This window comes from Desertimonas flava, assembly GCF_003426815.1.
GTDB classification, from domain to species: Bacteria; Actinomycetota; Acidimicrobiia; order Acidimicrobiales; family Ilumatobacteraceae; genus Desertimonas; species Desertimonas flava.
In genome coordinates this window covers 1-22,899 of the sequence record NZ_QKYK01000048.1, presented here as the reverse complement: position 1 = coordinate 22,899, position 22,899 = coordinate 1, and the positions used below count along the sequence as shown (strand labels likewise).

Here is a 22,899-nt window from a genome sequence, read left to right as displayed (position 1 = left end):
CGCGTCCTCACTCCTTGCTCTCGGCGGCCACGACGCCAGCGCCTTCGGCGATGATGCGCATCAGCTCGGTCTCGGTCGTCCCCTCGTTGACGAGGTCGGCCACTTTGCGCAGATCCCGCATCACGACGAGCCGGTGCGACATCCGTAGTACCTCCTCGAGCTCGGCCGAGATGAACAGCACCGACAGCCCGTCCTCGGCGAGCGACGCCACGAGCCGCTGGATCTCGGCCTTGGCGCCGACGTCGATGCCGCGCGTCGGCTCGTCGAGGAGCAGCAGTTTGGGTTGCACGAGCAGCCAGCGGGCGAGGAGCACCTTCTGCTGGTTGCCGCCGGAGAGGTTGGCGACGATCGCTTCGGGATCGGCCGGACGGATGTCGAGCGCAGCGATGTACCGATCGACGAACTCGAGCTGCTGGCGACGCGGGATCCTCCGGGCCCAGCCTCGTCGGGACTGCATCGCCAGGACGATGTTGGCGCGCACCGAGAGGTTGCCGACGAGCCCCTCAGAGCGACGGTTCTCGGACGCGTACACGATGCCGTGGTCGAGAGCGGCACGCGGGCTACGGACCTTCACGGGCTCGCCGTCGATCGTGATCGTTCCGCTGTCCACGGGGTCGGCACCGAACAGCATGCGAGCGGTCTCGGTGCGGCCCGAGCCGAGCAGGCCGGCCATCCCGAGCACCTCACCGGAACGGACCTCGAGATCGAGCGGAGCGACGCCGGCTCGTCGCCCGAGATCACGAGCGGTGAGCCACGGTACCGCCGCCGCGGCCGTGCTGGTGCGCACACGATGCTCGAGCGCATCGAGGCTCTCGAGCTCGCGGCCGATCATCTTGGACACGAGTTGCACGCGCGGCAGGTCGGCCGTGAGGTACTCGCCGACGAGACGCCCGTTGCGCAGCACGGTGATGCGATCGGCGATGCGGTACACCTGATCGAGGAAGTGGGTCACGAACACGACCGCCACCCCGTTGGCGCGCACCCGGTCGACGACCTCGAAGAGCTCGTCGACCTCGCGGGCGTCGAGGCTGGACGTCGGCTCGTCGAGGATGAGCACCTGGGCGTCGACCTCGACCGCCCGGGCGATCGACACGAGTTGCTGGACGGCGATCGAATGACTCTCCAACGGCGACGCCGGGTCGATGTCGAGGTGGAGCCGCTCGAGGACCTCTGCCGCCCGCCGCCGGGTCTGGCGCCAGTTGATCCTCCCGAAGCGTCGCGGCTCGCGGCCGAGCATCACGTTCTCGGCCACCGAGAGGTTGGCGGCGAGATTGACCTCCTGGTACACGGTGCTGATGCCGGCGGACCGGGCCTCGATGGGGCTGCGGATCTCGAGCCGCCGGCCGTCCTTGACGATCTCGCCGGCATCGAGGCGGTAGACGCCCGTGCACGCCTTGATCAGTGTCGACTTGCCGGCACCGTTCTCGCCGAGCAGGGCGTGCACCTCACCCGGGAAGAGCCGCAGCGACACATCGTCGAGGGCCAGGACGCCAGGGAACGACACCGTCACGCCGCGCAGCTCGACCACCGGCGAGGGGTCGGTTGTCGTCGTGACGGTGCCGTTCATCATGACGGGATCGTCGTCCGATCAGTACTGGCGGTCGGGCAGCGCCTCGGCGGCCTCTTCCTGGGTGAACGTGCGCTCGATGGTGACGATGCGCTCGGGCACCTCCTCACCGGCCAGGACGCTGCCGGCGATGGCCATCAGCTGTGGTCCGAGCAGCGGGTTGCACTCGACGATGAAGTTGATCGAACCGTTGGCGAGGGCCTCCATGCCGTCGTGCACGGCGTCGATGGTCACGATCTTGATGTCCTCACCCGGCACGAAGCCGGCCGCCTCGATCGCCTGGATTGCGCCGAGACCCATGTCGTCGTTGTGGGCGAAGACGAGGTCGATGTCGTCGTTGGACTGGAGGAACGCCTCCATCACTTCCTTGCCGCCCTCACGGGTGAAGTCGCCCGTCTGCGAGGCGATGATCTCGAAGCGCTCGTCGGTGACGACGTTGCGGAAGCCCTCGGCCCGGTCGATCGCCGGCGCCGAACCGGTCGTGCCCTGGAGCTCGACGATGTTGACGTGATCGGCGTCGGCGAACTCCTCGAGGACCCACTCACCGGCCCACTCGCCTTCCTGCACGAAGTCGGAGCCGAGGAACGTCACGTAGAGACCCTCCTCCTCGGAGTCGATGGCCCGGTCGGTGAGGACGACGGGGATGCCGGCATCCCGTGCTTCGAGCAACACGGCGTCCCAGCCGGTCTCGACCACGGGCGAGAAGGCGATCAGATCGACCCCCTGCTCGATGAACTGGCGGATCGATTCGACCTGGTTCTCCTGCTCGCCCTGGGCGTCGGTGAAGATCAACTCGACCCCCGCCTCTTCGGCCGCGGCCTGGATGGATTGCGTGTTGGCGGTACGCCACCCGCTCTCGGCGCCGACCTGGGCGAACCCGATCGTGTACTCGCTGAGATCGGGGATGACGATCTCCGGCGCCGAGCCCGCCGCCGCAGTGTCGTCTCCGCCGGCGGTGCCGGGCGGGGCGGTACTGGCTGCCGCAGCGCCTGCGGTGGCCGCGGCACCTGCGGCCAGCACCAGCGCGACCGCCGATGCCTTGAGCTTCTGATTGATCACTCGAGTGTCCTCCCGTTGCTGTGACGCGAGGCCGGCACACGGATGCCCTCGCTCCCCCTGCGTGGCTCGAAGCTTCCCCCATGTCGACCGGGCCGGTGGCCCTGCGTCATTGTTAACGCTCACACTTGAATCGGTCAAGGCTTGACAGGCGAGATTGTTAGCGTTCACAGTGTCGGGCATGGGGACCGCCGGGGGAAGCGCCGTCATCGGGGTGGACTTCGGCACGCTCAGCGCCCGGGCGGTGGTCGTCGCCGTCGACGACGGCCGGGAGCTCGGCACCGCAGTCGCCCCGTATGCCAGCGGCGTGATGGACACCGTGCTGGCCAGCAGCGGTGCGGCCCTCCCTCCAGAGTGGGCGCTCCAGGACCCGCGGGACTACGTGGACTCCCTCGTCGCCTCCGTCCGCGGAGCGATCGTCGACGCAGGCATCGACGCCACGACCGTGATCGGCATCGCCACCGACTTCACGGCGTGCACGATGGTGCCGACGCTCGCCGACGGGACGCCGCTGTGCCAGGTCGACGGCTGGGAGGACCGGCCACACGCCTACGTCAAGCTGTGGAAGCACCACGCCGCCCAGCCGTACGCCGACCTCATCAACGAGACGGCGCGGGCGCGGGGCGAGTCGTGGCTGGCCAGGTACGGCGGTCTGATCTCGGCGGAATGGGAGTTCGCCAAGGGCCTCGAACTCCTGCACGGCGACCCCGAGCTCTTCGCGGCGATGGAGCGCTGGGTGGAAGCCGCCGACTGGATCACGTGGCAGCTCTGTGGCAACTACCTGCGCAACGCCTGTTCAGCGGGCTACAAGGGCATTCTCCAGGATGGCGCCTACCCGAGCCGCGACTTCCTCGCCGCGCTCGATCCGGGCTTCGCCGGTTTCGTGGACGACAAGCTCGACCAACCGCTCGGCCGCCTCGGCGATCGCGCGGGCGTCCTCACCGCCACGATGGCGGAACGCCTCGGGCTGCGCGAGGGGATCGCCGTCGCCGTCGGCAACGTCGACGCCCACGTCACGGCGCCGGCGGCCGGCGTGGTCGAGCCCGGCCGGATGGTCGCCATCATGGGCACCTCCACGTGCCACGTGCTCAACGGTGTCGAACGTCGGGACGTCCCGGGGATGTGCGGGGTGGTCGACGGCGGGATCGTCGAGGGTCTCTGGGGATACGAGGCCGGCCAGAGCGGCGTCGGCGACATCTTCGCCTGGTTCGTCGACAACTGCGTTCCCGCTGACGTCGCCGCGGCAGCCGCCGATGCCGGTCTCGGCGTCCACGAGCACCTCAGCACCCTGGCTGCCGACGAGGCAGTCGGCGAGCACGGCCTCGTCGCCCTCGACTGGCTCAACGGCAACCGCTCGGTCCTCGTCGACCACGAGCTGTCCGGCCTCATCGTCGGCCTCAGCCTCGCGACGCGGCCGGCGAGCATCTACCGCGCGCTGCTCGAGTCGACGGCCTTCGGCGCGCGGACCATCGTCGACGCGTTCACGTCGGCCGGTGTCCCCGTCGACGAGTTCATCGTGGCCGGCGGACTGACCGGCAACGGGCTGCTGATGCAGATCTACGCCGACGTGCTGCGCCGGCCGCTGTCGGTGATCGGCTCCGCCCAGGGTCCGGCGCTGGGCTCGGCGATCCACGCCGCCGTTGCCGCCGGCGCCTATCCCGACGTCCCGACCGCCGCCAAGTCGATGGGCCGCCTCGCGCCCTCGTCGTACGAGCCGATCGGCACCAATGCCGATCGCTACGACGAGCTGTTCGCCGAGTACACCGCCCTCCACGACCACTTCGGACGCGGCGCGAGCACGGCGATGCGGCGGCTCAAGCAGATCCGTCGTCGCGCCCTGGTGGGGAGCGGGCGGTGACGGTCGCCGCCGAGATCAGCCGCCTGCGGGAGGAGCTCGCCGTGCTCCACGCCGAGCTCGTCCGCTACCGCCTGGTCGTCTGGACCGCCGGCAACATCTCGGCGCGCGTGCCCGGCGCCGAGCTGCTGGTGATCAAGCCGTCCGGCGTCTCGTACGACGAGCTGACGCCCGACAAGATGGTCGTGTGCGATCTCGACGGCAACGTCGTCGAGGGGGACCTGCGCCCGTCGTCGGACACGGCGGCGTCGGCCTACGTCTATCGCCACCTGCCCGACGTCGGCGCCGTGGTCCACACCCACTCGCCCTACGCCACCGCCTGGGCGAGCCGGGGCGAAGCGATCCCGTGCGTCCTGACGATGATGGCCGACGAGTTCGGCGGCGAGATCCCGATCGGCCCGTTCGCCCTGATCGGCGGCGAGGACATCGGTGCGGCGATCGTCGACACGCTGCGCGGCCACCGCTCGACCGCCGTCCTGCTCGCCAGCCACGGCGTGTTCACCATCGGGGCGACGCCGAGAGCGGCCGTCAAGTCGGCTGTCATGTGCGAGGAGGTCGCCCGCACGGTTCATCTCGTTCGCCAGCTCGGGTCGCCGCTGCCGATCGCCGCCGACGACGTCGACTCGCTGTACGCCCGCTACCAGAACGACTACGGCCAGGGCTGACCGCCGCCCGCCTGCCGACCCACCTGCCCAAGGAGCCCATCGCGATGCCCCGCCCGCTGTCCACCGGCCGCCTCCCCGATGGGGGCGTCCCGCAGATCTGGTTCCTCACCGGGAGCCAGGACCTCTATGGGGCCGAGACCCTCGCCCAGGTCGAGCGCCAGTCACGCGAGATCGTTGCCCGCCTCGGGCGCGCGACGCAGTCGGTGGAGATCGTGTGGCGTCCCGTCCTCACCACGTCGTCGGCCATCCGCCGCGCCTGCCTCGACGCCAACGGCGACGACGACTGCATCGGCGTCGCCGCATGGATGCACACGTTCTCACCGGCGAAGATGTGGATCCACGGGCTCGACGAGCTCCGCAAGCCGCTCCTCCACCTGCACACCCAGGCCAACCGCGAACTGCCGTGGTCGACGATCGACATGGAGTTCATGAACCTCAACCAGGCCGCCCATGGTGACCGGGAGTTCGCTCATCTCCAGACCCGCCTCGGGGTCGTGCGCAAGACGGTGGCCGGACACGTCGACGACCCGGTCGTGCAACGTCGCGTCCAGGCGTGGGTGGCCGCGACGGTTGGCGCCACGACGATGCGCCGCATGCGGATGGCCCGCTTCGGCGACAACATGCGCAACGTCGCCGTCACCGAGGGCGACAAGGTCGAGGCCGAGCATCGCTTCGGCATCTCCGTCAACACCTACGGCGTCAACGACCTCGTCGCCGTCGTCGACGAGGTGCCCGACGGCGTCGTCGACGATCTCGTGACCGAGTGCCTCGACACATACGACGTCGCCGCCGAGTTGCGCCCGGGTGCCGATCGAGCTGCATCGCTGCGGGACGGGCTCCGGATCGAAGCGGGTCTACGCGAGTTCCTCGAAGGCGGCGGGTTCGACGCCTTCACCACGACGTTCGAGGATCTCGGAGGTCTTCGACAGCTGCCGGGCCTGGCGGTGCAACGCCTGATGGCCGATGGCTACGGCTTCGGCGGCGAGGGCGACTGGAAGACGGCGGCCCTGGTGCGTGCCCTGAAGACGATGGGCACCGGCGCCGGCGGGACGTCGTTCATGGAGGACTACACGTACCACCTGGGGCCAGGAGAACCGAGGGTGCTCGGCGCCCACATGCTCGAGGTCTGCCCCTCGATCACGACGTCGACACCGCGCGTCGAGGTCCACCCGCTGTCGATCGGCAACCGCGCCGATCCGGTGCGCCTGGTGTTCACCGCCGATGTCGGACAGGGCTTCGTGGTCGGGCTCAGCGATCTCGGCGAGCGGTTCCGGCTGGTGCTCAACGAGATCGATCTCGTGGAACCCGACGAGCCGATGCCCGCCCTGCCCGTCGCCCACGCCGTGTGGACGCCGCGTCCCGACCTGCCCACAGCGCTGGAGAGCTGGTTGCGGGCCGGAGGTCCTCACCACACCGCGCTCAGCACCTCGGTCGACGTGGAGTCGATGGTGGACCTCGGGGAGATGTTGCGGGTCGAGCTCGTCCGGATCGACGCGGACACGACGACCCGATCGCTCACCAACGAGCTGCGCTGGAACCAGGCGTACTACCGCCTCGCCGCGCCGCTCTGACCCATCGGGTTCCGGGCTCGTCCCCCTTTCCCGGAAAACGACGACGGGGTGCCGGTCGGACCGCACGGTCCAGCCGGCACCCCGTCGGGAGTGCATCACCGCCCGGGTCGGGCGGCGTGAATCACTTCAGCTCGACAGAACCGCCGGCCTCTTCCAGCTTGGCCTTGGCGGCCTCGGCGGCCTCCTTGGTGGCCTTCTCGAGGACGGGCTTGGGGGCGCCGTCGACGAGGTCCTTGGCCTCCTTGAGGCCGAGGCTGGTGAGCTCGCGGACGGCCTTGATGACCTGGATCTTCTGGGCGCCGGCGTCGGTGAGGACGACGTCGAACTCGTCCTGCTCCTCGGCAGCAGCGGCCTCGCCGCCGCCACCGGCCGGGGCGGCTGCGGCAACGGCGACCGGAGCGGCAGCCGTCACGCCGAAGCGCTCTTCGAAGGCGTCGAGGAGCTCCTTGAGCTCGAGAACGGTGAGGGCGGAGATCGAATCGAGGATCTCAGTGGTGTTCGCCATGATGGTTTTTCCTTGTTGAGAAGTTGAGAGTTTGGGTGGATTGCAGCGGGGCGTGGATCACGCCGCCGCCGACTGCTGATCGATGAGGGCCGACAGGCCGTAGGCGAAGTTGCGGGGCAGGGCCTGCAACAAGCCGGCGGTCTTGACGAGCGGGGCCTGCAAGGCGCCGGCGAACATCGCCAGCAGTTCCTCGCGCGACGGCAGGTCGGCAAGAGCCTTGACGTCCGCAGCAGTCATGGCGGCCGTGCCGAGCGCTCCTCCCTTGACGATGAGGAGCGGGTTCGCCTTGCTGGCCGTGTTGAGGGCCTTGGCCGCGCCGACGGTGTCGTCGCCGGCGAAGGTGATGGACGTCGGGCCGACGAGGAACTCCTCGAGGACGTCGAGTCCGGCTTCGCGTGCAGCGAGACGGGCCAGCGTGTTCTTGTAGACCTTGTGCTCGGCACCGGCCTTGCGCAGCTCGCCGCGCAGGGCGGCCAGGCCGGACACGGTCATGCCGCGGTACTCCGACACGAAGACGGCGGGAGCCGACGTCAGCTTGCCGACGATCTCGGCGACGACGGCAACCTTCTCCGGACGGGGATCGGTCGTGGTGGTCATATGGTGCACACCTCCTTTCGGTGTCGTTCGGGGTGCTCGCAGATGATGCGAGCGCCATCCCGAACGGGGGCTCGCAGGCGCGAGCCGACCGGCGAAAGGGCGAGCACCTCGGCTGGCGGGACGGATCCCATTCTCCGCTTCCCCGAGGGGAGTGCGGACCAGCGGTCTACGGCGAGCGACCGTTGTGTATGTCGACCTGACACGCTACCGCCCCACCCCCAAAACCCGATTCTCAGGCGTCCACGGTCGCGAAATCGCGACGCCAGCAGTACACGAACCGGCAAACTCGATTCTCAGCCGTCTCCGGTTGCAATAGCGCAACCCGAGAAGCACAGGAACCGTCCTCACCTCGCTGGGCCGCCGGACGTGGATCCGCCTACGCTTCGCTGCCGATGGCAGCGGAACATCGCAGGGTGGTCGCCGAGACGGAGGTGCACGCCGCCGCGCTCGCCGACAACCTCGCCCGCCAGGACTTCGTGGTCGAGTCGCAGACGCCGCACGAGTGGATCCTGCGCAAGCCGCGCCGCCGCGGCGACATCACGGTCAGCGTGACGATCAAGCTGCCGCCGGGCCCGCCCGGTCCGCCGCCTCCTCCGCCCCCGATGGGTGGCGGACAGCCGTGGGGGCCGCCGACCGGTCCTCGCGCCTGAGCCTCGACCGCCCGTCGACGGTTCTTGTACCGCCCTGGTCGCGATTCCGACGGCCTTGTCGGACGTGTGGGTCAGGTCAAGGTGTGATCGCTGTGCTGCGGCACGATGGTCTGCTCCTGAGACTGGAGTGCCGTCGTCGGTCGTCGGACGCCGGCACCTTGTCGGTGCGACGGGGCGGTTTGGGTCGCCGGTTGCGGTTGCCGCACTCTCGGTCACCGACCTCGGGGTCTCGACGCCGGCGCGGCTCGTGGGGATGTTTCGGGGGCTGGATCGTGACGGTTTTCGTCACGATCCCGCCCCAGACCACCGAGTGGCACGATCGAGCCCCAGATTCTCGACGTGTCCGGCTTGCACCCGGCCACTGACGTCGATCACCTCACCTTCGGAGCAGCAGCCGTCACCGGCGACACAGCCGACCTGCGGCGAGGCGCGACGGCCCCGCCGAAGTGCCGACCCAGCGCGCTCCCCGAGGCCCACCCCGTACGCACTTCCACCGATCAGAACCCACGAAAGAAGCAGGAGCGCCCGGTTTCGCGACCGGAGACGCCTGAGAATCGTGGTTTCGGGTCAGAGGTGGAGGAGGCCGCGGTCGAGGCGGCCGTGCTCGAGGTCGTCGACGAGGCCGGCGATCGCTTCGAGGGGCACGACCCTGCTGACCAGCGGAGCGAGTTGGAGGTCACCGGCGACGGCCTGAGCGGCCAGGCGCGGGATCGCCGTGTGGGGATCGACCGACCCCATCCGCGACCCGAGGATCGCCTTGTCGTGGAACAGCGAGCGGACGGGCACGGTCATCGCCTCGCCGGCGCCGGGGAGCCCGACGATCACCACCCTCCCGCCGCGGCCGAGCGCGCCGATCGACGCCTCGAGCACGCCGACGTTGCCGGTGCACTCGATCGCCGCGTCGACCGGATCGACATCGGCGTCGGCCAGCGCAGCCGGGAGCCCCGCCTCCCCCACCACGATGAAGTCGGTGGCGCCGAGGCGGCGGGCGATCGCCTCCTTGGCCGGGTTGCGGTCGGCGACGATCACCCGCCGGGCACCGGCGAGGCGGGCACCCTGCACGGCGTTGAGGCCGATGCCGCCGGCGCCCGTGACGAGCACCGTCTCGCCGGCCACGACCCCCGCCCGTTCCACTGCACCGACCCCGGTGACGACGGCGCAGCCGAGCAGCGCGGCCTCGGCGTCGGGGAGGTCGTCGGGTACGGCGACGACCTGTGAGGCCAGCACGACCGTGCGCTCGGTGAAGGCACCGAGGTTGACGAACTGATGCACCGTCGACCCGCTCCGAGAGAACACGGGAGGCCGCGGCGGTGGCGGCGTGGTGCACGTGGTCGGCGATCCGCCGCGGCAGCGCGGGCACGACCCGCACGCCACGATCGGCGTCAGCACCACGCGGCGCCCGACGAGGTGGGCGGCGCCGTCGACCACGCGCCCGACGGCCTCGTGCCCGAGCACGGCGGGGACGGGCTGGGGATAGGAGCCGGTCATCGGGTTGAGGTCGCTGTGGCACAACCCGGCGGCGGCGATCTCGACCAGGACCTCACCGTCGCCGGGTGGCCGCACGTCGACGTCGCCGTGCACCTCGAGTGCTTCACCCGTCCAGATCGCCGCCCTCATCGGCTGGCCACCGCCTCGCGACGCGTGGTCGCCGCCTCGCGGAACGGGACGTTGCGGGACGGGTCGTCGTCACGCGGCAGACCGAGCACCCGCTCGGCGAGCTGGTTGCGCAACACCTCGGACGTGCCGCCGGCGATCGTCTTGGCCTGCACGCGCAGGAACGCCCAGGCGTTCGGCATCGCCCAGTCGTCGCCGTCGGGCCACGCCACGCCGGCCGGTCCGGCCAGGTCGACGAAGAGCCGCTGCAGGCGCTTGGTGTGCTCGGCCTGGAGCACCTTGGTCACCGATCCCTCCGGACCGATGACGCGCCCGGCCTGCCGGCCGGCGGCGACGCGGCGATTGCCGAGCTGGATCAAGGTCGCCTCCATCCACATCCGCACGAGCCGGTCTCGTGCGACACGGTCGGCGCCGGGTCCGTGCCGGCCGAGCAGCTGGGCCACGTCGCGTCCGACGACCGAGCCGGGCGGGGCGGCACCGACGCCCGATCCGGCCACGCGCTCGAACGACAGCGCCGTGCGGCACACGTCCCAACCGCCGCCCTCGGGACCGAGGCGGTCGCCATCGCCGAGGCGCACGTCGTCGAGGACGATCTCGAAGAACTCGCTGTCGCCCGTCATCTGGCGGATCGGGCGGATCGTCACCCCGGGGAGGCGCAGATCGAGGCAGAAGGCCGTCATACCGGCGTGCTTGGGCACCGAGGCATCGGACCGGGCGATCAGCAGGCCGCGCCGGGAGATGTCGGCCCGGCTCGTCCACAGCTTCGTCCCGGTGATCACCCACTCCGAGCCGTCACGACGGGCGGCGGTCCGCAGGGCGGCGAGGTCGGAACCGGCGTCGGGCTCGCTGAACAACTGGCACCACAACTCCTCGGCCCTGGCGATCGCCGGCAGGTAGCGCCGGCGTTGCTCGTCGGTGCCCCACTGCAGGACGGTCGGGCCGACCCACGCCGTGCCGATCGCCGTCCGCACGTCGCCGACCCGCCAGCGCCGCAGCATGGCCTTCACGGCTGATGCGCCGTCACCGTCGAGGCCGCGGCCGCCGTACTCCACCGGCCAGTCGGGAACGAGCCATCCCGCCGCGGCGGCCGCCTCGAGCGCGACGTCGCCGTCGGGCCCCGCGCTCAACCGCTCCAGCGCCGCGGCGTCGCCGCCGTCGACCGCGGAGATCCACTCCGCCGGCAACTCGGCACGCAGCCAGGTCTCGAACTCCGCAGCCGCGCCGACGCTGGACGCCGCCACCGTCACTTCACTCGTCCGCGCTGGCTGTGGCGCTCCCCGAGCACGATGCCACCGAGGAGGTTGCGCATGATCTGCGACGTGCCTCCGCCCATCGTCAGGCCGCGGGCGTCACGGAAGTAGCGCTCGAGCGGCCACCGTCGCGAGTAGCCGCGGGCACCATGCAGCTGGATCGCCTGATTGGTGACGCGCTGGACCATCTCGCTCGAGTGCAGCTTGGCCATCACCGTCGCCCGCTGCTCGGGGAAGCCGGACGCGTCAGTCGAGCGGGCGGCCCGCCACGTGAGCAGTCGCGACGTCTCCACGTCGAGGGCCATGTCGGCGAGCATCCACTGGATCCCCTGGAACTCCGACAGCGACCGGCCGAACTGCCGGCGCCGGCGAACGTGGGCCACCGCCGCGTCGAGGGCGGCCTGGCCGATGCCCGTCGTCATCGCTGCGTTGCCGCAACGTTCCGGATTGAACTGGTTGACGAGGATCTCGGCACCACGCTTGGACTGCGGGTCGGGCGGGACGAGCACGTCGGCGGCCGGGATGTGGACACCGTCGTACCGCAACGTCGCCTCGGCGACGCCGCGGAACCCCATCTTGGGATCGACGACCGGCTCGGCCGCACCCTCGGCCCCGCGGTTCACCAGCACGGCGCCGATGCCACGCGGCCCGTGCGTTCCCGGGGCCCGGCAGAACACGACCGTGGTGTCCGCCTCGCGCCCCCCGGTGACCCAGCACTTCGCGCCGTACAGGCGGAAGCCGTCGCCGTCGGGGCGCAGTTCGGCGCGGAGATCGGTCCCGGCCGAGCCGGCGCCGGGCTCACTCATGGCGATGGCGAAGTGGCGGGTACCGGCGGCGACGCCGGGGAGGTAGCGCTCGTGCTGATCGGGGGTGCCGAGCACGTAGACGGCGCGCCACGGACCATTGAGGAACGCCTGGGCGATCATCGCACTCGACACGCAACTGCGGGCCAGTTGCTCGACGACCAGGCACCCGGCGATCACGCCGAGCCCGCCGCCGCCGAACTCGGACGGGACCGTCAGGCCGAGGAGGCCGGCCTCGCGGAGCACGTCGTAGGAGCGGTCGGGAAAACGTTCCTCCTCGTCCCAGACCGCCGCCCACGGAGCGAGCTCCTCGTGGGAGATCTGCCGTGCCTTGACGACCAGCTCCTGCTCGGAGGGCGACAGTTCGTTCCACGGCGCGGCGGCCAGGTCGAGCGGCGGCACGTCGTCGACGGGATGCCAGACCTCGGCCTCCTCGTCGAAGTACCCGGTTGCGTCAACCATCTCGGTGGCCATCGATTGCGTGCTCCTTGTGAGCGGGGCCGACGACGCGTGCGTCGAGGGCGACGAGTCCGTCGGCGGTCGGGACGAGGGGGTTGCACTCGACGAGCACGGCCCCGGTGGTGACGACGAGGGTGGTGAGGCGGCGGGCGACGGCGGCGAGCGGGCCGGCGAGGTGCCGATGCCGTTCGTCCCGGCGCAGGATCGTGCGCTCGACCCGCTCGGCGATCCAACCGGCGGAGGCGAGAGCCGGTATCGACACGGTGCGCCCCGTGAGCTCGACCGAGCCGCCGCCGAGGCCGATCGCGGCGACGAGGCCGAGGGCGTCGTCGCGCTGGACGCCGACGATGAACTCCGGTGTGCCGCGCAGCTGGCGGGCGATCAAAGCGGACGGGGCGAAGGTGAGCAGCTCGCCGAGCGCAGCGGTCACCGCGTCATCCTCGAAGAGGTCGAGGCGGACAGCGCCGATCCCCGCCTTGTGCACGGCGGCGGCGACGTTGGCCTTGAGCACCACCGGTCCCGACGCCTCGCGCAGGAAGGTCAACGCCTCGGCGTCCGTCGCCACCGTCGCCCACGGCGCCACCCGGACGCCGGCCTCGGAGACGAGCCGCATGCTGGTCGCCACATCGTCGACGCACAGCGCACCACGCCGAAGCCCGGCTGACGCCGCGTCCCGGTCGATGCGATCGGCCATGGGCATCGGGTCCGTGGCCAGGGCGGCAGAGGCGTTGACGGCCGCGGTCAGATCGCCGAGCACGAGCTCCCCGCGCTCGGCGGCCTCTCGCTCCACCGTGGCGTCGCCGTCGAGCACAGCGGTGACGATGCTGAATCCGGCGGCATCGGACGCGGCCTGCAGCGGGCCGGCCTGCTCGGCACGACCGACGACCAGCGCTCCATCCACCTCGCCGCTCGTCGCCAACACGTCGACGAGGCCGGCCAAAAGCGGCGTGTCGGCGATCGCTGAGGCCGTCACGTCCACCGGGTTCGCGGTGTTGGCGAACGAGGGCAGCGTGGCGGCCAAACGCGCCCTCGTGGCCTCGGTCAGCGGCGCGATCTCTATGTCGGCGTCGGCGAGGAGGTCGGCGGCCACGACACCGGCGCCGCCCGATCCGGTGAGCACCGCCCAGCGGCGGCCGGCAGCCCGGCGGCCGGCCGAGAGGGCGATGGCCGCGTCGACCAGCTGCCGGTCTCCGGCGACGGTGAGTCCACCGTGCCAGCGCACGAGCTCGGAGAGCACGGCGTGGTCGGGGCTGACCGCAGCGGTGTGTGAGCGCGCCGCTGCCGCGGCAGCCGAGGAACGACCCCCGACGAGCGTCACCACGGTGATCCCGGCATCGGCCGCGGCGGCCAACGACGCGGCGAGCTCGCCATCGCGACCCACGCCCTCGAGGTACAGCAGGGCGACGCGGGGCCGGAGCCGTTCGTCGACAGCCAACGCGTCGAGGATCGCCGCCACGCCGTAGTCGTCCTCGTTGCCGGTGCCGACGAAGCCGTCCAGCTCCAACCCGCGTCGCCGCGCTGCGCGTACGAGGCGCACTCCGAACGCCCCGCTCTGCGACAGCAACACGACGCCGGATCGCCGCTCGCCGATGCGGTGATCATCGAACGCCTGGGCGAAGGTGACCACGGCGCGCGAGCGGGCCCACATGAACCCGACCGTGTTGGGCCCGAGCACGCGCATCGGGCGCTGGGGACGACGCAGCGGTTCGGCGCCGGTCTCGCCGAACCCCGAGCTGTAGACGACGGCGTGGGCGGTCGACGACGCCAACCGTTCCAGCACGTCGCCGACGGCCGCGGCGGGAACGGCGACGACGGCGACGTCGATCGGTCCCCGGCCGGCCAACTCGGCGACGTCGGACACGGCGCGCACATCACCACCGAACCCTGCCTCCTGGAGGTGGCGCACCGTCCGGGCGCCCATCCGATCCGGTCTCGACACGGAGCCGACGATCGCGATGGTCCGCGGCTCCAGCAGGCGATCGAGGGACAGCCGCGCGTCCGATGCCGCGTCGCGCTCGGTCGACGTCACTTGAGCTCCGGCGGGATCACCGTCGATTTCGTCGTTCCCCACTCGGGCGCCCGCCGCTCCTTGAACGCGGTGATGCCACGAAGGGTCTCCCCCTGCGTGCGCACCCAGTTGAGCACGCGCCGCTCGTGGTTGTAAGCGTGGATCCGGTCGGTCTCACCGAGGAACTCGTACATCAGTCGCTTGGTCGCGGTGGTGGAGACCGGAGCGCAGTTGGCGGCGATGTCGTGGGCGGCGGCGACCGCCGCGTCGAGGACGTCGCCAGCCGCCAGCGCTCGCGACACCAGCCCGATGCGGTGGGCCTCGGCACCATCGATCGTGCGGCCGGTGAGGAGCAGATCCATCGCCGTCGACAGCCCGACGAGCCGGGGCAGCAACCACAGCGAGTTGCGGTCCGGCATGATGCCGACGCGGTTGAACGAGAAGGCGATGCGGGCGTCCTCGGCGACGAAGCGGATGTCCCATTGCATCGCCCACGTCAGCGCCACGCCGATGGCGTCGCCGTTGATGGCGCCGATGATCGGCGTGGCGAGGTTCCACGGTGCCGTCGATGGATCGCTGAGATCCTCGGCACCGTGCACGGACGGGTCGCGCCAGTCGATGTCGAGGTCGGCGCCGACGCTGAAGTGCTCGCCGCGGCCGGTGACCACGGCGACGCGGATCGAGTCGTCGCGGTCGAGGTCGACGAGGGCGGCACCGAGCTGCACCGCCATGTGCGGCGTGTAGGCGTTGCGCCGATCCGGACGGTCGAGCACGACGATCCCCACCGGCCCGTCCCGCTCGACGGTCACGTGGCGCGGCGCACCGCTCGACGCGGTCACGCGCGACCACCGTGGTCTTCGGCCCACGGGCAGAGGCGATTGCCGACCGCGCCGATGAGGGCGCTGAACAGCACCCCGAAGATGGCGATCGTGACGATGCCGACGTACATCTCGTCGGCGACGAACAGCTCCCAGGCGTGCCAGGTGAGGTAACCGATGCCGTCGTTGCTGCGGACGAACTCGAAGGCGACCACGAGCAGCACGCCGATGCCGGACGCCAGCCGCATCGCGGCGACGATCTGCGGGAGCGCGCCGGGGAGCACCACCCACCGGAACCTCTGCAGCCGGGACAGGCCATAGGCCGAGGCCGCCTCGTGATACGCACCGGGCACCATCGACGCGGCGCTGAGCGTGCTGAAGGCGAGGATGAAGAACACGCCGAGGGCGACGAACAGCACCTTGGGCATCTCACCGAGACCGAACACCAGCAGCAGGATCGGCAGCAGGGCCAGCTTGGGAATGACGTAGAGCGCGCGCAACGTCGGTTCGACGGCTGCCCGGGCCAGGCGGAACTGGCTCATCACCAGCCCGAGCAGGATCCCCGCGCCGGCACCGAGGAAGTAGCCGAGCAGCAGGCGGCGCGTCGTGATGCCGAGCTGTCGCTGCAACTCGCCCTCACGGACGAGATCGACGCCGCGGGTCCAGATCGCCGACGGCCGGCTGAAGAACCGTTGGTCGAACCACTCGAGGTGGGCCCCGACCTCCCAGAACACCAGCAGCAGCATCGGAAGCGCGAGGGCGAGCACACGTTGCAGCGCGCGATCGCGGCGCACCCAGCCGGCGTGGTCTCGCTCGGCGCGCCCGGGGCGGCGCTGGACGACCGCCGGAGCGACGGAGCGGGGAGCCGTCCCGCGTCCCTCCCGCCCGGCGACAGGAGCGGTCGAGTCGCCGCGGGTCTCACCGACGGTCATCACGCCGGCGCCCCAGCCATCGATTCGTCGGCCGCCGCGGCGAGGACCTCGTCCCGGAGCAGCGCCCAGATCTCCTCCTCGAGGGCCCCGAACTCCGCCGACGAGCGGATCGCCACGTCGCGTGGACGTTCGAACGGCACGGTGAACTCGGCCTTGAACCGGCCGGGCCGGGCGCTCATCACCACGATGCGATCGCTCAACAAGATGGCCTCCTCGATGCTGTGGGTGACGAACAGCACGCTGTTGCCGAGCGTCTCGTAGATCGCCACCAGCTCGTCCTGCAGCACCTTGCGCAGCTGGGCGTCGAGCGCGGCGAACGGCTCGTCCATGAGCAGGAGCTCGGGCTCCATCACCAACGCCCTGGCAAGGGCGACACGCTGCTTCATGCCACCCGACAGCGTTGCGGGATAGGCCTTGGCGAACCCGGTCAGACCCACCCGCTCGATCCAGTCGGCAGCCCGGGCGTTGCCGACCTTCCGAGGGATGCCGGCGGCGTCGAGCCCGAGCCGGACGTTCGCCGTGACCGTGCGCCACGGGAAGATGCTGTACTCCTGGAACACGACCGAGCACAGGGAACGACTCGTGTCGTCGTGGTGGATGTCGATCTCGCCGGACGACGGCCGCAACAGCCCGGCGATCATCCGGAGCAACGTCGACTTGCCGCAACCCGACGGTCCGACGAGCGACACGAACTCGCCGCGCCCGATGTGGAGGTTGGCGGCCTCGAGCGCCACCGTCGTGCTGCCGCCGCGATGAAAGGTGCGGCTGACAGCACGGACGGTGACCTTGGCGTCGGCCGGTGTGCCGGTCGGGTGACTCGTCAGGCTCATGGTTCCAGCTTCGTTCGGCCCGATCGGCGAATCATGATCAGGCCGCCGGTGCTGCCGCGCAAGCGGCCGCGGTGACGGCGAACGAGTCGTCGATCAACTCGGCGCCGGGGATGAGCTCGTCGTACTCGAGCACGCCCTGCTCCTGCATCAACGCCTGCAGCTCGTCGAGGAACTCGACGGCGCCGTCCATGTTCAGTGTCGGGTCGAAACCCAGCGGGAGTCCGGCCTGGAGCGCCTCGGGTGTGGTGTCGAGCGCAGTGGCGAGGTGGGCGACGACCTCGTCGTTCTCGAGGAATCCCTCCTGGAGGTGAGCGGCCGACGTCTCGCTGACGACTCGAAGGAACGTGACCAGCACCTCGGGCCGCTCGAGGAAGCTGGGCCCGACCACCAGCCCGCTGCCGTTGATGCCGGGACCGTAGCCACCGAGGTAGCGCAGGTCGGGGTTGTCCTGGGCCTCGACCCAGATCGGGTCGGACAGCCACGTGGCGGCGACGGCACCGTTCTCCAAGGCGACCAAGGCGTCGGTGCCGGCGAGCTGGGTGAGCGTGATGTCGGACAGGCCCAGCCCGACGGGCTCGAGCTTCTGGGCGAGGATGAGGCCGCCGGCGCCCATGCCGGCGGTGGGCGACCCGATCGTCTCGCCGGCCAGGGCGGCGATGTCCATCTCCTCGCCGTCGCCGACCACGTCGGTGCGCACCCAGTAGCCCTCCTGGGAGTCGGCGTTGGCGTCGTAGCCGGGCATCACCCAGCGCAGGTCGATGCCGCTGTCGACCGCATTGAAGTAGCCGGCGCTGTAGCTGGTGAGCGAGGCGTCGATGCGGCCTTGCGACAACGGCGCCAGGGCCTCGGCGGCCGCGAGCGGTTCGATCGTGACATTGAGCCCGGCCTCCTCGAACGCCCCGTTCTGCATGGCCAGGAGGACCGGAGCGAAGGCCAGGATCGGCCGCGAGATCGAGATGACCACGTCTTCGGTGCCCTCGATCGGCGCCGGGCACTCGCCGGCAGGAGCGGCGCTCCCGGCCGGCGCCTCTGATGCTGCGGCCTCCGCAGCGGTGTCATCGGGCTCGGTGCCCGCGCTGGCCACGCCGTACGACAACGCCAGTCCGGCGCCCGCCGCGACGGCTACCACTCGTCCCCATCTGTTCATCGGCTTCCCCCTGATTGACGACCGGTAGACCTGATCGTGATTCGATTCAGTGAAATCTACTTCGATCCACAGAAATCTTAGTGAGAACGGCGGGCGCGGGCAAGGGCCTCCCGCAGCGCACGTCCTGGTCGCACGTCAGCCGGTGAGATTGCGCGCCGCCGCGCGCAGCGCGTCGACCACCGACGTCGGATCGGCGGGCAGACGCCCGGCCGGCAGCACGGTCCCGATGGAACCGTGAACCTCGCCCCCGCGACCGAAGATCGGGATCGCCGCACCCCAGAGCCCCGACCACAGCCCGGCACCCGAACCGGCGGCCGAGCGGTCGGCCCGGATCGTCTCCAGGGCGTCGAGGAAGCCGGTCCTCGCCGCTCCCTTCCACCGGCCGCCCCAATGCTCTGCCATCACCTCTTCGACCTCGGACTCGGGTCGGAACGCCAGCATGCACTGCCCGGTCACCGTGTCGGCCGCGTGATACCGGCTGCCGAGCGCGACGTGCGTCCGCAGCGCCCGCCTCGGTTCGGCGATGGCGACGTACACGGCCCAACCATCCTCGTAGGCGGCGTAGACCGTGGTCTCCCCGATCGTCTCGGTGGCGATGCGCAGCGCGTCGTTCACGGCGTCGCGCCAGCCGTCGCCGTCAACGACGGCACAACCGAGCCGCCACGTCAGCAAGGTCGGTCGCCACTGCCGGTTGGCGTCCTGCGACGCGAACCCCTCGTCGCGCATGAGCCGGAGGAACCGCAGCGTGGTCGGTGGGCTTAAGCCCACCCGTTCGGACAGCTCGGCCAGAGACTGCGGTCCGTGCTCGCACAAGGCGACCAACACTCGCAGGGTCCGGTTGATCGATCCGTCGGCGCTCACGAAGACGATTCTTCCCTGCCGATCACGCGCGACCGAGCACCAGCGCCGCTGCCGAGGCGAACATGCCCCCGGCACCCAGGACGAAGGCCACGTCGGGCGAGCCGGCCTGAGCGTCGGCGCGACCCTGCAACTGGCGGACCGATTCCTGGATGGCGAACATCCCGTACATCCCGGTGTGAACGTAGGACAGCCCGCCGCCATTGGTGTTCATCGGCAACCGACCGCCGGGGCTCGTCTCGCCGGCCTCGACGAAGGGGCCGGCCTCGCCCCGACCCACGAAACCGAGATCCTCGAGCCCGTAGAGCGGCAGGTGGGCGAAGGCGTCGTACACCATGAGGTGATCGACGTCGGCCGGACCGATCCCCGCGGAGGCGAAGGCGTCGGCACCGGCGCGCCGGAACCCGATGGATCGCGTGAGGTCGTCCATCATCGACACAGCGGGTGCGTCGAGGGCCTCGCCTCCGCCGAGCACCGTGACCGCCGGCCAGCGCAGGTCGAGGTCGGCCGCCCGCTCGGCCGTCGTCAGGACGAGGGCACCGCCGCCGTCGCTGCGCAGGCAGCACTCCAGCAGGTGGAACGGATAGGCGACGAGGCGGGAGGCGAGCACATCGTCGACGGTGATGAGTTCGCGCATCGTCGCCCGCCCGTTGCGCGCCGCCCAGCGGCGCTGGGCGACGGCCACCGATGCCAGTTGTTCGTGCGTCGTGCCGGTCTCGTGGAGGAAGCGCATCGCCGGAAGGGTGAACGCGGTCGGCGGACCGCTCACCCCGTACGGCCGCTCGAACTGGCCGGCCGCGCTGACGAGGTCGACCGGACGGGGCGGATGGCCCACACCCGATCGACCCGACTCGCCGTGGGCCACGACCGCCACCGAGCAGTGCCCGGCCGCCAGCGCGGCGACGCCGTGCCGGACGTGCAGGAGGTACGAGCAGCCTCCGACGTTCGTCCCGTCGATCCAGCGCGGGCGGATGCCGGCGTAGTGCGCCACCTCGACCGGAGACATCCGCGCCGTCGCCAACCCGTCGACGTCGTCCGTCGACAGTCCGCACTGGGCGAGGGCGTTGCGGATCGACTGGGCGTGCAGCTCGATGGCCGACGTGTCCGGGGCGCGTCCGAGATCGTCGCTCTCCGCAGCCCCGACGATCACGGCCGTCGCTTCGGTCACGCCGGCCTCCAGACGGGCAGGCGTTGCCCATCGCGGTCGACGAACGTCACGACGAGGGGCATGTCGAGGGCGAGCGCGGCCGGGTCGGGAGCGACGTCGACGAGGTTGGACATCATCCGGACACCCTCGTCCAGCTCGACGAGGGCGATGACGAAGGGCACCTCGTCGGGCTGCCAGCCGGGGCCGGGGCGATGCGAGATGACGTACGAGGCGAGCGTGCCGCGTCCCGACAGCTCGTGCCAGGACGTGGAGCCGCCGCAGGCCGCGCAACGCGGACGCGGCGGAAACATCCATGTCCCGCAGGCGTCACATCGCGGCAGGGTGAGCCGACCGTCGTTGACCGCCTCCCAGTAGGGGCGGGTCTCTGGCGTGGGGATCGGCCGGGGCTTGGACGACCCATCGGGCCGGACGGCGTCAGAGGCGACGGTCATGGCCCACCCACTCCTCCTCGCGCAGGGTGCGCCGCAGCAGTTTGCCCACGTCGCTTCGCGGCAGCTCGTCCCGGAAGCGGATCTCACGCGGGCACTTGTAGCCGGCGATCAGTGCCCGGCAGTGGGCGATCAACTCATCGGCCTTCACGGCGGACGACGTGACGACGTGGGCGACGGGTCGTTCCCCCCAGTCGTCGTCGGGTGCCCCGATCACGGCCGCGTCGGTGACCGCCGGATGTTCCAGGAGCGCGGACTCCACCTCGGCGGGATAGATGTTCACGCCACCCGACACGACGACGTCGGCGGCCCGGTCGCAGAGGTAGAGATAGCCCTCGTCGTCGAGGTAGCCGATGTCGCCGAGCGTGAAGAACTCGCCACGCCGGCTCGACGCCGTCTTCTCCGGATCGTTGAGGTAGGCGAAGCGCTGAGCGGGGATGGACATGTACACGGCGCCGGGTTCGCCCGGCGGCAGCTCGTTGCCGTCGTCGTCGAGGATGCGGATGGTGACACCACTGCGAGCCCGGCCGACGGTGCCGGGATGCGCGAGCCATTCGTCGGGTGCCGCGATGGTGGCACCGCCCTCGGTGCCGCCGTAGATCTCGTAGAGGATCGGTCCGAACCAATCCATCATCGCCTGCTTGACATGAACCGGGCACGGGGCGGCGGTGTGCACGACGCTGCGCAGGCTGGCGACGCCGGCCTCGCGTCGCTGATCCACCGGGAGCGCCAGCAGGCGGCTGAACATGGTGGGCACCATGTATGTGTGCGTGACCCGGTGGGTCTCGATCAGCTCGAGCGTCGCCTCGGGCGTCCATGCCGTCATGACGACCACGCGATGACCGAGGTGCAGCGCCTGGATCGCGTAGGCGCCGGGCGCGGCGTGATACATCGGCGCCGTGACGAGGTGGACACCGTCGGGATGGTCGACGCCGTAGAGGGCGGCACGGGCAGCGAGCAGGCCGAGGTTGTCCTCGGGCACGCCGACCGGGAGCGGCCGCCGGACCCCCTTCGGACGTCCCGTGGTCCCCGACGTGTAGAGCATCCGCTGCCCGGTGCCCCGGCGCGCCGGTGGCCCCTCGGCCTGCCCGCCGGCGATGGCGTCGAGTCCCCGGCGGCCGACGATCAGCTGCTCGGCGTCGCGCCCCGCCGCGTCGAACGCAGCGCGCACGGCGATCTCGTGTTCCTCGGTCGTGATCACGAGCGACGCGCCCGAGTCGGTGAGGATGTAGGCGATCTCGGGCGGGGCGAGGTGCCAGTTGATCGGCGTGAAGTACACGGGGAGCTGGGCGCAGGCGAGCTCCACCTCGAGGGCGGCGATGCCGTTGGGCAGGACGACGGCCACGCCGCCGCCGGGATCGACGCGGCGCTCGATGGCCCTCGAGAGACGATCGACGCGGTCGGCGAGCTCGCCGAACGTGACCGACGCGCCGGTGTCGACCTCGATGACGGCCACGTCGTCGCGCTGCTCCCGGGCCAACGCGTAGAACCCCGCGACGCCCCGGCCGGACATCACCGCACCTCCGCAAGGGCACGGCCCAGGCGTTCGATCTCGGGGATCGGGTCTTCGAACAGCACGGACGCGAACACGCCGGTCACGCCGGCACCGTCGAGCTCGGCGAGCCGTGCCGCCACGTCGGTGACGGTGCCGATCACGGCGTACCGGTCGACGAGGTACTCCTCCAGCTCGGGATCGTCGTCGAGGAGGAGACGGTTCGGGTTCTCCGACGCCGCCCGGCCGTGCCATTCGAAGTCGTACTCGGCGAACGCCCCCGCCAAGCGGTCGGCGTGGCGGCGAGGGACACCACGAGCCTCGATCTCGTCGGCGGTGACCCCGGCCAAGTTGAACCGGGCGGCGCTGGCCGCCCGCGGCGCCATCGCTCGGCGGAGTGCCGCGACGTGGCTCGAGTCGCCGCCGACGGCCACACGTAGCGACGCCCAGAGCTCGACGTCGCCGGTGACCGACGAGGCGAGCGCGGCGTCGTGCAGCCGGCGCAGCAGGCCGGCGTCGCGACCCGCACCGGCCACCAGTCCATCGGCGACGCGGCCGGCGAGGGCGGCTCCCCGGGGCCCGCCGGCGGCGACGTTCAGCGGCACGCCGGCCGGCGCATCGGCGCG

21 protein-coding genes are annotated in these 22,899 nt (G+C 71.0%); 4 read left to right on the top strand and 17 right to left on the bottom strand.

Features of this window, described 5'->3' with window-relative positions:
• Positions 1–7: 7 nt before the first annotated feature.
• Positions 8–1,567 carry a sugar ABC transporter ATP-binding protein gene (locus DN771_RS27805; protein ID WP_117000844.1) on the bottom strand — a complete coding sequence of 520 codons (1,560 nt, stop codon included), beginning with the start codon at positions 1,565–1,567 and terminating at the stop codon, positions 8–10.
• A 21-nt stretch (positions 1,568–1,588) separates the two neighbouring features.
• Positions 1,589–2,626 (bottom strand): ABC transporter substrate-binding protein, encoded by a 1,038-nt coding sequence (locus DN771_RS27800; RefSeq protein WP_205528808.1) that lies wholly within the window; start codon positions 2,624–2,626, stop codon positions 1,589–1,591.
• A 178-nt stretch (positions 2,627–2,804) separates the two neighbouring features.
• Between DN771_RS27800 and araB the strand changes: the two genes are divergently transcribed.
• The 3 genes from araB to araA are packed head-to-tail and all read left to right on the top strand — an operon-like array spanning position 2,805 to position 6,714.
• The gene (gene araB, locus DN771_RS27795) at positions 2,805–4,481 is read left to right on the top strand and encodes a ribulokinase (protein ID WP_117000837.1); all 1,677 of its coding nucleotides are present in this window, start codon (positions 2,805–2,807) and stop codon (positions 4,479–4,481) included.
• A complete protein-coding gene (locus DN771_RS27790) occupies positions 4,478–5,143 on the top strand; it encodes an L-ribulose-5-phosphate 4-epimerase (RefSeq protein ID WP_205528807.1) in 666 nt (221 codons plus the stop codon). Before araB ends, DN771_RS27790 begins: the two co-directional genes overlap by 4 nt.
• A 44-nt stretch (positions 5,144–5,187) precedes the next feature.
• Entirely contained in the window at positions 5,188–6,714 is a 1,527-nt protein-coding gene (gene araA, locus DN771_RS27785; RefSeq protein WP_117000836.1) for an L-arabinose isomerase, read from the top strand.
• Positions 6,715–6,835: 121 nt separating this feature from the next.
• Here the strand turns inward: araA and rplL are convergent, their stop codons facing one another.
• Positions 6,836–7,219 carry a 50S ribosomal protein L7/L12 gene (gene rplL / locus DN771_RS27780; RefSeq protein WP_117000835.1) on the bottom strand — a complete coding sequence of 128 codons (384 nt, stop codon included), beginning with the start codon at positions 7,217–7,219 and terminating at the stop codon, positions 6,836–6,838.
• 57 nt (positions 7,220–7,276) lie between these two features.
• Positions 7,277–7,816: a 50S ribosomal protein L10 gene (gene rplJ / locus DN771_RS27775; protein WP_117000834.1), complete on the bottom strand. Its 540-nt coding sequence runs from the start codon at positions 7,814–7,816 to the stop codon at positions 7,277–7,279.
• A gap of 392 nt (positions 7,817–8,208) precedes the next feature.
• On the opposite strand from rplJ, the gene DN771_RS27770 reads away from it, so the two are divergent.
• Entirely contained in the window at positions 8,209–8,466 is a 258-nt protein-coding gene (locus tag DN771_RS27770) for a hypothetical protein (RefSeq protein WP_162942503.1), read from the top strand.
• A 567-nt stretch (positions 8,467–9,033) separates the two neighbouring features.
• Here the strand turns inward: DN771_RS27770 and DN771_RS27765 are convergent.
• From DN771_RS27765 to DN771_RS27705, 13 genes are all read right to left on the bottom strand, one after another.
• Positions 9,034–10,083 carry a zinc-binding dehydrogenase gene (locus DN771_RS27765; protein WP_117000832.1) on the bottom strand — a complete coding sequence of 350 codons (1,050 nt, stop codon included), beginning with the start codon at positions 10,081–10,083 and terminating at the stop codon, positions 9,034–9,036.
• Entirely contained in the window at positions 10,080–11,321 is a 1,242-nt protein-coding gene (locus DN771_RS27760; protein WP_162942502.1) for an acyl-CoA dehydrogenase family protein, read from the bottom strand. The genes DN771_RS27765 and DN771_RS27760 overlap by 4 nt, the downstream gene beginning before the upstream one ends.
• Positions 11,322–11,323: 2 nt before the next feature.
• Positions 11,324–12,607 (bottom strand): acyl-CoA dehydrogenase family protein, encoded by a 1,284-nt coding sequence (locus DN771_RS27755; RefSeq protein WP_117000830.1) that lies wholly within the window; start codon positions 12,605–12,607, stop codon positions 11,324–11,326.
• Complete coding sequence (locus DN771_RS27750; RefSeq protein WP_117000829.1) at positions 12,588–14,621, bottom strand: acetate--CoA ligase family protein; 2,034 nt, start codon at positions 14,619–14,621, stop codon at positions 12,588–12,590. The genes DN771_RS27755 and DN771_RS27750 overlap by 20 nt, the downstream gene beginning before the upstream one ends.
• Positions 14,618–15,439, bottom strand: coding sequence for an enoyl-CoA hydratase/isomerase family protein (locus DN771_RS27745; protein ID WP_162942500.1), 822 nt, complete (start codon positions 15,437–15,439; stop codon positions 14,618–14,620). The genes DN771_RS27750 and DN771_RS27745 overlap by 4 nt, the downstream gene beginning before the upstream one ends.
• The gene (locus DN771_RS27740) at positions 15,436–16,350 is read right to left on the bottom strand and encodes an ABC transporter permease (protein WP_117000827.1); all 915 of its coding nucleotides are present in this window, start codon (positions 16,348–16,350) and stop codon (positions 15,436–15,438) included. The genes DN771_RS27745 and DN771_RS27740 overlap by 4 nt, the downstream gene beginning before the upstream one ends.
• Entirely contained in the window at positions 16,350–17,180 is an 831-nt protein-coding gene (locus tag DN771_RS27735) for an ABC transporter ATP-binding protein (protein ID WP_117000826.1), read from the bottom strand. The genes DN771_RS27740 and DN771_RS27735 overlap by 1 nt, the downstream gene beginning before the upstream one ends.
• Positions 17,181–17,217: 37 nt before the next feature.
• Positions 17,218–18,327: an ABC transporter substrate-binding protein gene (locus tag DN771_RS27730; RefSeq protein WP_117000825.1), complete on the bottom strand. Its 1,110-nt coding sequence runs from the start codon at positions 18,325–18,327 to the stop codon at positions 17,218–17,220.
• Positions 18,328–18,462: 135 nt separating this feature from the next.
• Positions 18,463–19,188: an IclR family transcriptional regulator gene (locus tag DN771_RS27725; protein ID WP_162942499.1), complete on the bottom strand. Its 726-nt coding sequence runs from the start codon at positions 19,186–19,188 to the stop codon at positions 18,463–18,465.
• Positions 19,189–19,210: 22 nt separating this feature from the next.
• A complete protein-coding gene (locus DN771_RS27720) occupies positions 19,211–20,353 on the bottom strand; it encodes a thiolase C-terminal domain-containing protein (RefSeq protein ID WP_117000823.1) in 1,143 nt (380 codons plus the stop codon).
• Complete coding sequence (locus DN771_RS27715; protein WP_117000822.1) at positions 20,350–20,784, bottom strand: Zn-ribbon domain-containing OB-fold protein; 435 nt, start codon at positions 20,782–20,784, stop codon at positions 20,350–20,352. The genes DN771_RS27720 and DN771_RS27715 overlap by 4 nt, the downstream gene beginning before the upstream one ends.
• Complete coding sequence (locus DN771_RS27710; protein ID WP_117000821.1) at positions 20,768–22,294, bottom strand: AMP-binding protein; 1,527 nt, start codon at positions 22,292–22,294, stop codon at positions 20,768–20,770. The genes DN771_RS27715 and DN771_RS27710 overlap by 17 nt, the downstream gene beginning before the upstream one ends.
• Positions 22,294–22,899, bottom strand: a 606-nt coding sequence (locus DN771_RS27705) for an LLM class flavin-dependent oxidoreductase (protein ID WP_117000820.1), incomplete at its 5' end; no start/stop codon positions are given. The genes DN771_RS27705 and DN771_RS27710, both read right to left, overlap by 1 nt.

Bases quoted from the DNA above. Each gene is read 5' to 3' on its own strand.
- DN771_RS27805 (WP_117000844.1), bottom strand. From the start codon at position 1,567: ATGAACGGCACCGTCACGACGACAACCGACCCCTCGCCGGTGGTCGAG.
- araB (WP_117000837.1), top strand. From the start codon at position 2,805: ATGGGGACCGCCGGGGGAAGCGCCGTCATCGGGGTGGACTTCGGCACG.
- araA (WP_117000836.1), top strand. From the start codon at position 5,188: ATGCCCCGCCCGCTGTCCACCGGCCGCCTCCCCGATGGGGGCGTCCCG.
- rplL (WP_117000835.1), bottom strand. From the start codon at position 7,219: ATGGCGAACACCACTGAGATCCTCGATTCGATCTCCGCCCTCACCGTT.
- rplJ (WP_117000834.1), bottom strand. From the start codon at position 7,816: ATGACCACCACGACCGATCCCCGTCCGGAGAAGGTTGCCGTCGTCGCC.
- DN771_RS27770 (WP_162942503.1), top strand. From the start codon at position 8,209: ATGGCAGCGGAACATCGCAGGGTGGTCGCCGAGACGGAGGTGCACGCC.
- DN771_RS27765 (WP_117000832.1), bottom strand. From the start codon at position 10,083: ATGAGGGCGGCGATCTGGACGGGTGAAGCACTCGAGGTGCACGGCGAC.
- DN771_RS27755 (WP_117000830.1), bottom strand. From the start codon at position 12,607: ATGGCCACCGAGATGGTTGACGCAACCGGGTACTTCGACGAGGAGGCC.
- DN771_RS27740 (WP_117000827.1), bottom strand. From the start codon at position 16,350: ATGACCGTCGGTGAGACCCGCGGCGACTCGACCGCTCCTGTCGCCGGG.
- DN771_RS27735 (WP_117000826.1), bottom strand. From the start codon at position 17,180: ATGAGCCTGACGAGTCACCCGACCGGCACACCGGCCGACGCCAAGGTC.
- DN771_RS27730 (WP_117000825.1), bottom strand. From the start codon at position 18,327: ATGAACAGATGGGGACGAGTGGTAGCCGTCGCGGCGGGCGCCGGACTG.
- DN771_RS27715 (WP_117000822.1), bottom strand. From the start codon at position 20,784: ATGACCGTCGCCTCTGACGCCGTCCGGCCCGATGGGTCGTCCAAGCCC.
- DN771_RS27710 (WP_117000821.1), bottom strand. From the start codon at position 22,294: ATGTCCGGCCGGGGCGTCGCGGGGTTCTACGCGTTGGCCCGGGAGCAG.